The sequence below is a fragment of the Eudoraea algarum genome (assembly GCF_050589645.1).
Classification (GTDB): Bacteria; Bacteroidota; Bacteroidia; order Flavobacteriales; family Flavobacteriaceae; genus JBNGOQ01.
The window spans coordinates 1-12,401 of the sequence record NZ_JBNGOQ010000004.1; the positions used below are offsets into that span (position 1 = coordinate 1).

5 protein-coding genes and 1 tRNA gene are annotated in these 12,401 nt (G+C 50.7%); 4 read left to right on the forward strand and 2 right to left on the reverse strand.

Annotated elements, in window-relative coordinates; all coding sequences use genetic code 11:
- Window positions 1–68: 68 nt before the first annotated feature.
- The 4 genes from ACRD67_RS15075 (at window position 69) to ACRD67_RS15090 (ending at window position 10,960) form a co-directional block, all read left to right on the forward strand.
- Entirely contained in the window at window positions 69–9,416 is a 9,348-nt protein-coding gene (locus tag ACRD67_RS15075; RefSeq protein WP_430968053.1) for a T9SS type B sorting domain-containing protein, read from the forward strand.
- A 19-nt stretch (window positions 9,417–9,435) separates the two neighbouring features.
- Window positions 9,436–10,380 carry a PorP/SprF family type IX secretion system membrane protein gene (locus ACRD67_RS15080; RefSeq protein WP_430968054.1) on the forward strand — a complete coding sequence of 315 codons (945 nt, stop codon included), beginning with the start codon at window positions 9,436–9,438 and terminating at the stop codon, window positions 10,378–10,380.
- 98 nt (window positions 10,381–10,478) lie between these two features.
- Window positions 10,479–10,838, forward strand: coding sequence for a dihydroneopterin aldolase (gene folB, locus ACRD67_RS15085; protein WP_430968055.1), 360 nt, complete (start codon window positions 10,479–10,481; stop codon window positions 10,836–10,838).
- 48 nt (window positions 10,839–10,886) lie between these two features.
- A tRNA-Cys gene (locus ACRD67_RS15090) sits at window positions 10,887–10,960 on the forward strand.
- 54 nt (window positions 10,961–11,014) lie between these two features.
- On the opposite strand, the gene ACRD67_RS15095 is transcribed toward ACRD67_RS15090, so the two are convergent.
- Both ACRD67_RS15095 and ACRD67_RS15100 read right to left on the reverse strand, forming a co-directional pair.
- Window positions 11,015–11,683: a LysE family translocator gene (locus tag ACRD67_RS15095; RefSeq protein ID WP_430968056.1), complete on the reverse strand. Its 669-nt coding sequence runs from the start codon at window positions 11,681–11,683 to the stop codon at window positions 11,015–11,017.
- Between the two features lie 23 nt (window positions 11,684–11,706).
- Window positions 11,707–12,387, reverse strand: coding sequence for a head GIN domain-containing protein (locus ACRD67_RS15100; RefSeq protein WP_430968057.1), 681 nt, complete (start codon window positions 12,385–12,387; stop codon window positions 11,707–11,709).
- Window positions 12,388–12,401: the final 14 nt, after the last annotated feature.

Sequence of the window (12,401 nt, forward strand, 5' to 3'; positions counted from 1 at the left end):
ACCTGGCCAACGGAACCTATACCATTGACGTACAGGACCAGTTCGGATGCCCGGCAACGCAGCAGTCCGTGACCATTAACCCACAACTTACGGCCAACGCCCTATTAAATACGGACCTGACCTGTTTGGCCAATGCGTCGGTAACCATAACGCCCAGCGGAGGTTCGGGAAGCTACTCCTACGAGTGGTCCAACGATGCAGGAGTTAATTATTTCACAACCAACTTTGTTGCCAATGTATTTAGCACACCTACAGCTGGATCCTATATCTTTAGGGTAACCGATACCACGGCACCTACGGCCTGTACCGTAGTGACCAATGCCATCGTTGTTAACCCCGCCGATACCCCTGTCATCACTTCCATTACGCCAACCCATGTCCTTTGTAACGGAGACAGCACGGGCGCCTTGGATGTGGTCATAGATACGTCTATAGGAAGTCCACCATACGTCATTGAGGTAATAGAAACCGTTTCGGCTACCAACTATGGTACACAGACTACGGGCTTGCCTGCAGGGGACTACGAAGTGACCATAACAGATGATAAAGGATGTACCTCTGCGGTATTTCCAGTCTCCATCAACCAGCCCGATGCCATCACCTATGGCATTAATTTGGTGCCCATAACCTGTAATCCGGCCACCGGAACCGACCCCGGGTCGATTACCGTCGAGAATTTGCTCGGAGGAACAGCGGAATATACCTATTATCTTACTGGAAATAACGGTCATACAGATAACTATGTAACCACCTCAGGTGGGGAAGACCACACCTTTGCCATCTTGGAATTCGGCATCTACGAAGTGGATGTGGTAGATGCCAATGGATGTTCTGTAAGAACCACCAACATTATTGCATCTCCCCCGGATGATCTGGATATAGACGTTTCGGCGATAACGGCAGATTGCGCAACTGGAGGAACAGCTGTAGTAACCGTAACAACCGCCATTTTGGGAACAAACTATGAATTTGGAATTTTGGATACTTTCGCGGTGCCCTACGCTTCCACCTATTTCCCGCCAGATGTTGCGGGTGGACCTACCCATACTTTTACGGGCCTTACCCCTGGTATTACCTATACGTTCGTGGTGCATGATATCACCACCAATTGTTATTACTTTGAAACGGCGGCCGCTCCGATCAATACCCTTTCGAACATGACCGCTACCTTGGACGCTGTGGCCAATATTACCTGTACCGGGGCTGCCAACGGAAATGTTTCGTTTACCTTTGACAATTACGACGCTGGAGCCACGGATGTTACCTATGAAATCTTTAATGCCCAGTCCAATCTTACCACCGGTTTTACCGGAACGGCATCTGTTAATCCCCCTGCAGGAGGGGTTAGCATATCCAATTTTGGCACCTTGCCACAAGGCGTATATTACATCCTGTTGACCGAGGTTGGAGGCACACATAATGGCTGTTCCATAAGCACGGCCGATTTTACCATAGACGAATCTGCCAACCTCTTAACGGTAACAGCGGCCTCGCCTACCAATGACAATTGTAACCTGAATGCCGGTGTAATTACCGCTACTGCGCAATTTGGTACCGCTCCTTATGAATTTCAGTATTTGTTGAGCACTGATCCAGCACCTACTGCGGCTTCCGCTGGGTGGGTAAGCGCTACTACATCCAACGTGGAATCCGGTGATTACATCGTGTATGTAAAAGATGCGAACAATTGTATCCAAAATGACGCCATTACGGTAAATCTAGACCCAAGTCCGGAAATTTCCTTGTCTATCGTGGACGAGTGTGTGGCCGAAGGAACTTTTGAGGTACTGGTTACCTTGGATGTGGCCGGAATTACCCCTTATCAACTACGTGTCAATGGAGGCGCCTACCAGAGTATTACCTTCAACGTGAGTAACGAATATACGGTAAGTGGACTCAGTTCAGGAGCCGCGCAAACCATTGAAATTAGGGATCTCAACGGATGTGGGGAAACAGAAAATTTCACCATACATCCTCCGTTGCAATTCAATGCTACCTTGACCACACTCTTGGATTGTGAGGTGGCCCCGGCCAATAATGCAGAGATAACAATCGATGTAATTGCCGGTTCCGGCACTTATGAATACTCCGTTGCAGGACCCGTAAACCAAGTACAAACAGCGCTGCCATCAGATCCCTTTGTTTGGACCTTGGCGAGCCTGCCCGGTACCTACACCGTCTCCGTCTATGATGCGAGTACTTCGGTGCCCTATTGTCTAGGGTCCATTGATGTGGTGGTCCCGGCAGCGGTTACGCCCATTTTCACCGAAACCCATATAGACCTAAGCTGTAATGGTGCCAATGACGGATCCATAAGCCTTTTCCAGACAGAAAATGGTATCAATCCGTTGACCTATACGATCTCACCGGTAGCAGGCACCTTCAATGCGGCTACCAATACCTTTGAAAATTTACCGCCGAACACCTATACGGTTACGGCGACAGGCACCAATAGCTGTACCACGGACATCGCAGGAATTGTCATTGCGGAACCCAACATCATTAATATTCCAGTGGTCACCGTCACCGAATTCGCCTGTGCCACGGGCAACAACGTGGACAGTGCCATCATCTCCGTGGACGGTACCGCCGTCACGGGGGGGAGCGGCTCCTATGTCCTATACGAGTTCATCGACGACCAGGGCACCCCCGCCACCGGAGACGACGTCGTGGTGCAGTCAGGGCCCAATACCTCATATGCCGAGACCGACCTCCTGGGGGGGACCTACATCATCAACGTTTACGACGATATGGGGTGCGTGGGCACCACTACGGCGACCATACTGCCCTATGACCAACTGTTGACGGCTTCGGCCGCCATCACAGCGGCCATTAGCTGTACCCCGGGGACCGACGGGGAGATCACCGTCACCGTGACCTCCACCAACAGCGACCCCACACGCTTCGAGTACAGTATCGACAACGGGGCCAATTACCAGGCATCCAACGTCTTTGCCGGACTCGGCGTAGGGACCCACAACTTCCTCGTAAGGCACGTGGACACCGGGTGTACCATAAGCACTTCCGAGACCATCACCGACCCCAATACCTTTACCATTGACGTGGTGAAGCTCAGCGACGTGATCTGCTTCGGGACCAATACCGGCGCCGTTACCTTCGAACTCGTGGACGCCACCTATCCCGGAGGCTTCGACTGGGAGATATTCGATACCAACGGGACTCCGGCCAACATGGCGGACGATACCTCAGTGGCCACCGGTAACGAAGCCACCAACGGGCCAACGGCCACCATCAACCTGGCCGCCGGAAGCTATTACGTGACCATAACACAGACCAACCACCCCTTCTGCCCCAATACCGAGGCCTTCACCATCAACGGGCCCTCGGCGGCGATCACCGCAAACACCCAGGTGACACCCGTGACCTGCGCCCTGAACGACGGCGTAATAGAGGTCATAGACGTACTCGGGGGATGGGGAGGATATACCTATTTCGTGGACCTGGCATCCAACCCGGCCCCAACGTACCCGGCCAGCTACCAGGCTTCGCCCAGCTTCTCAGCCCTTGCGGGCGGACTGGCACCTGGGACCGACTACCAGGTATGGGTGGCCGATATGAACGGGTGCGAGTTCCAGTTGCCCGATGTGACCCTGGTCGACCCCACGCCCATCTCGGCAAGCCTCCAGATCAACCAGGAGAACTGTACCAACCTCGAGGGAGAGATCGAAGTGATCGGAACCACCGGCGGACAGGGGAGCAACTATACCTACCAGCTCGTAAGGGGGGGCATCGATACCGGAGCGCCCCAGACAACCACCGTGTTCCCAGGGCTCGGAGCGGGAAGCTACCAGGTGCGCGTCACCGACCAGTGGTCGTGCTCCTTTACGACACCGGCGACTCTGCTCTATGATGAAATTGTCCCCTTGGCAACTATCGTAAAACCCATAGACTGTACCGTAACTCCGGGCGGTGAAATAACAATTACACAGACCGGGGGCTCCGGAAGCTTCGACTATTTGGTCACCTTCCCCGACCTGGTTACCACTATTGCCAATACCACCGGTGTATTTACCGGACTGACCCAAGTGGGCACCTATAGTTTTACCATTACGGATCAAGCCGTTGGACATGCGTGTAGTACCACGATTGATCAAGAACTTGTGGATGCGGTCTTACCGATTCTTTCCATAAGCGCCTTTACCGATGTCACCTGTAACGGGGCCGATGACGGAACCATAACCGTCGCCGCCGTAGATAATGGCGTTGGGCCGTATACTTTTGAAATCATATCCGGACCTGGAAGTAGCGCGGCTTTCCCGATAGCTCCCACAGCGACCACCGCTACAACTGCAAGTTTTATTGGATTGGAAGGTGTTGTCGGTGCCGGGATTACCTACACCATTCGTGCAACAGCAACCAACGCTTGTACCACGGATATAGCACAAGTTATTGTACAGCCCGATCCTATTGCAAATGTGAATGCTACCGTCACCGAATTCGCCTGTGCCACGGGCAACAACGTGGACAGTGCCATCATCTCCGTGGACGGTACCGCCGTCACGGGGGGGAGCGGCTCCTATGTCCTATACGAGTTCATCGACGACCAGGGCACCCCCGCCACCGGAGACGACGTCGTGGTGCAGTCAGGGCCCAATACCTCATATGCCGAGACCGACCTCCTGGGGGGGACCTACATCATCAACGTTTACGACGATATGGGGTGCGTGGGCACCACTACGGCGACCATACTGCCCTATGACCAACTGTTGACGGCTTCGGCCGCCATCACAGCGGCCATTAGCTGTACCCCGGGGACCGACGGGGAGATCACCGTCACCGTGACCTCCACCAACAGCGACCCCACACGCTTCGAGTACAGTATCGACAACGGGGCCAATTACCAGGCATCCAACGTCTTTGCCGGACTCGGCGTAGGGACCCACAACTTCCTCGTAAGGCACGTGGACACCGGGTGTACCATAAGCACTTCCGAGACCATCACCGACCCCAATACCTTTACCATTGACGTGGTGAAGCTCAGCGACGTGATCTGCTTCGGGACCAATACCGGCGCCGTTACCTTCGAACTCGTGGACGCCACCTATCCCGGAGGCTTCGACTGGGAGATATTCGATACCAACGGGACTCCGGCCAACATGGCGGACGATACCTCAGTGGCCACCGGTAACGAAGCCACCAACGGGCCAACGGCCACCATCAACCTGGCCGCCGGAAGCTATTACGTGACCATAACACAGACCAACCACCCCTTCTGCCCCAATACCGAGGCCTTCACCATCAACGGGCCCTCGGCGGCGATCACCGCAAACACCCAGGTGACACCCGTGACCTGCGCCCTGAACGACGGCGTAATAGAGGTCATAGACGTACTCGGGGGATGGGGAGGATATACCTATTTCGTGGACCTGGCATCCAACCCGGCCCCAACGTACCCGGCCAGCTACCAGGCTTCGCCCAGCTTCTCAGCCCTTGCGGGCGGACTGGCACCTGGGACCGACTACCAGGTATGGGTGGCCGATATGAACGGGTGCGAGTTCCAGTTGCCCGATGTGACCCTGGTCGACCCCACGCCCATCTCGGCAAGCCTCCAGATCAACCAGGAGAACTGTACCAACCTCGAGGGAGAGATCGAAGTGATCGGAACCACCGGCGGACAGGGGAGCAACTATACCTACCAGCTCGTAAGGGGGGGCATCGATACCGGAGCGCCCCAGACAACCACCGTGTTCCCAGGGCTCGGAGCGGGAAGCTACCAGGTGCGCGTTACCGACCAGTGGTCGTGCTCCTTTACGACAGCCGCTGTACTGCTTTACGAGGAGATAAACCTTGTTGCCACCGTGGTTAAGCCGATAGATTGTACGGCAACTCCTGGAGGTGAGATTACTGTCGCTGCAAGCGGAGGATCCGCCAACCTTGATTTCACCATCACCTTCCCTGATCTGGTCACCACGGTTTCCAATGCAACAGGGGTGTTCACCGGACTGACGCAGGTGGGAACCTATAGTTTTGTGGTTACCGATCTTGATACGGCAAGTCCCATATGTACAAAAACAATCACACAGGTATTGGATGCACCAACACCGGTTACCTTTGATCCACATACTATTGTCAACGTTTCGTGCAACGGCCTTAGTGATGGTGAGATTACCGTTAATCTGACCCCGGCCGCTTTAGGCATAAACGACAACCCGATCTACACCTATAACCTGTACGATGCCCTGGGCACCACCTTATTGGCCGGTCCGCAGACCGATCCGACATTCAGTGGGTTGTCTGCCGCATTCTACCAGGTAGAGGCAATTTCCAGTAGAAGTTGTTCGCTGAGGGAAACCGTGGAAGTCACTGAGCCTACGCAACTGTTGATCGATGCATCGGCTACGGCCTTCGACTGTAATCCGGACAACAGTGTGAACACATCGACTATAACTGTCAATATTTTGGATGGTGCAACCACTCCTGGAGTGCCTTCCGGAACCGGACCTTATCTGTACAGTATCGATAATGTAAACTTCCAGTCGGCCAACACCTTTGAAATCATAGATGATGGAACCGCCCAAAATATCACGGTATACGTCACCGATGCAAACAATTGCCCAGTAAGTTTTGCCGTGCCTACGATTGAGCCTTTGAACACCTTCATGGCCACCGTTGCCCAAGATGTGGCGATAAGCTGTGCGGGACCCGAGGAAGTAACGATTACCGTTGCCGATAATGGCAATCCGGCCAACAGCTATACCTATGAACTCTTGCCGCTTGGGAATCCAAATGGAACCGAAGTCCCAACGGCCTTGAATACCACGACGGAATTTGACCTTACCGCTGTGGGAAGCTATACCTTCCGGGTTACCGATACAACAACGGGTTGCTATGTGGATACAGCACCTTATGTGATTGCTCCCTATGACCTTATTGACGTCGTAGCAACGGCGACCACGCCGGTGACCTGTTTTGGCGATACCAATGGTGCGCTGGAAATAACTGTAACGGATTATGCCGGTGCGTATACCTATGAAGTGTTTACCGATGCTGGTGTAACTACAGGAATCACAGGTGCGGGCAACACCACGACAAATCCGTTCCCCATAGCTGGACTCTCAGGTGGAAATTACTTTGTAAGGGTAACCGAAACCGCCAACCCCCTATGTGTGGAAGATTCCAACACGATTACAATAGTCTCTCCGGATACCCCGTTAGTGGCCATTGTATCTGAGGAAGCCAATGTGACCTGTACCAACGACCAGGGCGAGATATTGGTGGACCCCAATGGTGGGTATGCCCCATACGATATCGTATTGACCAATACCACAACAGCTCAGGTATACAATGTTTCCAACGTCGGCAGTCATGTCTTTACCGGTCTTTCCGCAGGGAACTTCACCATTGCCGTAACCGATAACGGCGGTTGCGTGTACAATGATGCGATAAACTTGATCCGACCCACCCCAATTACAGCGGATATAACCGCAACACCAACCACTTTGGTCTGTTTTGGGGATACCAATGCCACTGTGACCGCCATAAACGTGCTCAATGGGGAAGGGGTGTACCAGTATCAATTGAACTATTACGATGCTGTGGGTACAACGATTACCTTTACCAGTGGCGCACAGAGTTCACCAATATTTGATAACCTTGGTGCTGGTATATACAGCATCACCGTTTCGGATGGTTGGAGCTGTGGTGTGGAAACCATTCAGGTGACCATTAGCGAACCGACGGATGTGGCCAGCTCTCTGATACAGACGAGTCCTTTGACCTGTACCACCCATGCCTCATTGGAACTTTCTGCCACTGGCGGTACCGGACCTTATCAATATAGTACGGACAATGTAACCTTCTTCCCTTTCAGCGGAGGAACCACACATACCTTCAACGGAATTGCCGCAGGAGATTATCAATACTACGTACAGGATGCCTTTGGGTGTAGTGGTTTGATTTCGAATCAAATTACTGTTGACCCCATTCTACCCTTGACCATAACTATTGATGACAGTGCGGCCGTTATCAACTGTACCGGCGAGGCCACGGCGACCATTATTGCCAACGTAACCGGAGGTCTGGGCAATTATTCGTACGAACTGTATGGAGATGCCGCCCTGACGAGTTTATTGGCGGGTCCACAGACCAGCGATGAGTTCAACGGCCTCACTGCCGGAAGTTACTATGTACGCGTTACCAGTGTTGATTGTGAGACGGTCTCCAACGAAGTGTTGATTACCGATCCCGCTCCCCTACAGATCGACAGGCAGGAGTTTACTGATGTAACCTGTGCCGGACTGAATGATGGTACAATAACCGTTGAAGTATCCGGTGGAACCGGAAGCATCCTATATGCCATAAGCCCGAACCTCAATCAGTTCGATACCGAAAATGTGTTCACTGATCTTGCGCCGGGCGTATATGATGTAATTGCACAGGATGAGCTGGGTTGTTTTATTCCCTTCCAGTTCACCATTGTGGAGCCCGCGCCCATAGATGCCACGTTTACGGCATTGCCCGAAGTTTGCTTCGGTAGTGCGGACGGTTCCATAGATGTGACGATCAATGGTGGTACAGCGCCCTACCGAACAAGCCTAAACTCCAACAACGATGCAGATTTTGTGCTGGGTCAAACGAGTTTTACGGATTTGGCTGCAGGTACCTATGTGGTGTTCATTAGAGATGCCCAGGATTGTGAAACCAATCTTATCATCACTATTGACCCTGGTGTAAATCTCAATGCAACGGTTGTTCCCGTCTATGAATGTGATGGGGATACCCCAAACAATTATGTGAACATTACACTCGAGGACGATACCGTTCTGGGCTCTGTAATGTATGCCCTGGATTCCACCGATCCGGCGGATATGCAACTGAATCCCGATTTTAGGGATTCCACACCGGGAATGCATTTCATTGCTATTTCGCATGCCAACGGATGTGTTAATACGGTCGATTTCGAAATCTTGGATTTTGAACCCTTGACCCTGACGTTGGAGCAAAACAATATCAATGAGATCACCGCTGTTGCCGCTGGAGGCCTGGAGGATTATACCTTTTTCTTTGGCGATGTGGACAACGGAACGGACAACACCTTCATCATAAACAGAACCGATACATATACCGTAAGGCTGGTGGATCAGAATGGTTGTGAGGTTTCCGGAGACATATTTATAGAGTTTATAGATATCGAGATTCCCAATTTCTTTACCCCGGATGGAGATGGTCTCAATGACTTCTGGGTGCCCAGAAACCAAGAGGCTTTCCCCGAGATACTAACCATCATATTTGACCGTTATGGTAGAGAGGTCTATCGAATGGGCTTGAATGACCCGGGATGGGACGGTATGTATCACAATACAGAGCTCCCTACAGGCGATTACTGGTATGTAATTAAGCTTCAGGGCGAGACCGATGACCGTGAATTTATTGGACATTTTACCCTTTATCGCTAAAAACTTAACCTACAGTATTATGCGCACTAAAATATTGACTCTAATGCTGCTCGTGAGCGCGCTTGTTGCCACAGGACAAGAGCTGACCATACCTCAGCTGTCGCAGTACTTGGCCGACAATCCCTTTGTGATGTCGCCTACCTATGCCGGCATCGGGGATCATGTAAAAATACGTTTGAACGGACTTACCCAGTGGGTGGGCATTAAAGACGCCCCGGACACCCAGTCCCTTGCGGCGGATATGCGCATCGGCCAACGATCGGGGATAGGCATCGTATTGTACAATGACAGCAATGGTGAAACAAAACAGCGTGGCGCCCGTGCCTCTTTCGCGCACCATTTGACCTTGGACCGGTATGACGATGAGTTTCTTTCTTTTGGGGCCTCCTACAATTTTAACCAGTTCAGGATCGATATCGAGAATTTCGATGACATAGACCCCAGTGTAACCGATGACAGGGCCACTACCAACCACAATTTTGATATTGGTGTTCTCTATAGAAAGGACAAGTTCTACTTCAGCGTAAACGCCTCCAACTTGTTGGAGAAGGACCTTACGCAATTCAATCCGGTCTTTGAGCCCAACACCTTGAGAAACTACTACGTTTACACGGGCTACCGCTATACCAAGAACAAAAACAGCAATCTGGAGATAGAACCCTCGATATTTTTCCAGCTTTTCGAAAGTGATGGTCGGTCCGTGACGGATTTGAACGTGAAATTTCGTTGGTACGATTTTGAGGATTATTACTACGCCGGCGTCACCTATCGTTTTCTGAACGACCAAATTGGCGATCCTTTGTATATAGCCCCTATTGTTGGGTTCAAGAAAAGTAACTTTTACTTTGGGTATTCCTATCAGGTCATTCTCAATGAGATTCTGGGCTTCAGTACGGGGACCCACGTGCTTACCGTAGGGGTAGATCTCTTCCAGGGCCTGAGCAATTGCAGATGTACCTATTAATGGATGGCAAACCCGTCCCTACGCATCCTTAACAATTCCGTTTACAAGCGGGTAATTGTCCTACCTTTGCACTAAATTTGTGCAAATTTTACCATAACATGGGAGTCGTAAAAGTAAACAATATTAGGGTGTATGCCCATCACGGTTGCTTGGCCGAGGAAAGTATCATAGGCAGTGATTACCGGGTAGACGTCTTGGTCCGCGCAAACCTTTCTCCAGCATCGATATCCGATAAATTGGCAGATACCGTGGATTACGTCCAGATCAACCAAATTGTAGTGGAAGAGATGAAAATTGCTTCAAAACTATTGGAGCATGTGGCAAAACGCATACTCAATCGTATTTTTTCAGAAATCGAGATGGCCACCGAAGCCGAAGTCTCCGTTTCCAAGATAAATCCTCCTATAGGCGGGGATGTTGAAATGGTTACCGTGCAACTAAACGAAAAGAGATTGTAATTTACCTTTTGTAAATTTAAAAAAGTACTACATTTGCACCACAATAATGGCATCGTGGCCGAGTGGCTAGGCACAGCTCTGCAAAAGCTTGTACAGCGGTTCGAATCCGCTCGATGCCTCCAAAAAAAGACCTGTCTTCAACGGCAGGTTTTTTTGTTTTTGGCCAACTACCGAACTTATTGTTCTCGCATCATTTCGATTCCCTTTTCTATGTTCAACCTGTCCTTGGGCAAAAAGCCCTTGGTAATCAGCACCAGCCCACAGATAATCAAAATAACCCCTATTCCCTTTTTTATAAGATGGATACGCTTGCTCGTTAGGCGCCTTCTAAGTTGCTTGGCCAGTAAAATCTTAAAAACATCTGTAATAAGATAGGCGATGATCATGGCGGTAAAGAAAACCACTATCCTATCGGGGTCATTGTCCAAACTAGGGCCAACGACGATGATGACGCCCAACCAGAATACCAGCACCCCAATGTTGATAAAATTGAGCAGAAAGCCCTTTACAAACAAACTAAGGTAATCGCCCTTGGTAACCCTTAGATTGGGTTGCGCTTCCTTGGCCTGCTTTTTAATGAAGGTGGTAATGCCGTACACTAAGAGAATGACGCCCCCAAAAACATAGAGTCCTGGTTGATTGCTCAGGTTTTCCAGAAGTTGAAAACTACTGAAGTAGGCAATGGTAATAAAAAGCAGGTCGGCTAAAATTACTCCGAGGTCAAAACAAAGGGCGGCCCTAAATCCTTTGACTGCACTAGTTTCCAATAGCACAAAAAAAACAGGCCCTATGATAAAGCTCAATAAAAAGCCCAGTGGTATCGCCGCCTGTATATCCTCTAACATAGCACGTCCTTGGTTCTCGTAATTTACATTCTTGTAATTTTGCCTCCGAACACCGTCTTCTCGTCCATTTTGGCCGGATCGCCGTATACCGATACCTCGCCCCCTGCCTTAACCGTGGCCTTCACGTAGTCCGTTGCATATATTTCGGCACTGGAGCCCGCATTTACCGCAATGGTGCAAAATTTTGTGCGCATGTCCTTTCCTTGATATACGCCGCCGGTGTTAATATTTACATCCTGTACCCTGGCCGTTCCAGTGGCCGTGATCACACCACCGCTCACGGTCTTTATCAATAGTTGTTCAACCTCGGAATTCAATTCTATTTCTCCACCCTCTTGAGCCTTAAGTTCCAATACCTCTTGTGTTAGGGTCTGATCCGATGTAATTCTGGCATCTTCATTTACATCAATGACCACCAATGTTTCGGTGTAATACAGGTCAATAAAGGTTCGGTATCCACTAAAGATCTTATCGATCTGCATGCGTATCTTCAGTAGGCCATTGTTGTTCACTATGGCCACTTTTTGTGTGTTGGCCCCGGTAATCACCGCCCTGTTACTATCCGATTTTATCAAGTTGATGGAAATGCCGTCAAAACCCTTAATCTCTGTAAATTTCTCTAGTTCCCGGGTTATCTTTTCCTCCTGGCCCCTTAGGGACGGAAATCCGAACAGTAAGACCAAGCATAAAATCAGTTTTTTCATGGTATTGGTTTTAG

Excerpts from the sequence above, each read along its gene's own strand:
- ACRD67_RS15080 (WP_430968054.1), top strand. The coding sequence starts at position 9,436 with ATGCGCACTAAAATATTGACTCTAATGCTGCTCGTGAGCGCGCTTGTT.
- folB (WP_430968055.1), top strand. The coding sequence starts at position 10,479 with ATGGGAGTCGTAAAAGTAAACAATATTAGGGTGTATGCCCATCACGGT.
- ACRD67_RS15095 (WP_430968056.1), bottom strand. The coding sequence starts at position 11,683 with ATGTTAGAGGATATACAGGCGGCGATACCACTGGGCTTTTTATTGAGC.
- ACRD67_RS15100 (WP_430968057.1), bottom strand. The coding sequence starts at position 12,387 with ATGAAAAAACTGATTTTATGCTTGGTCTTACTGTTCGGATTTCCGTCC.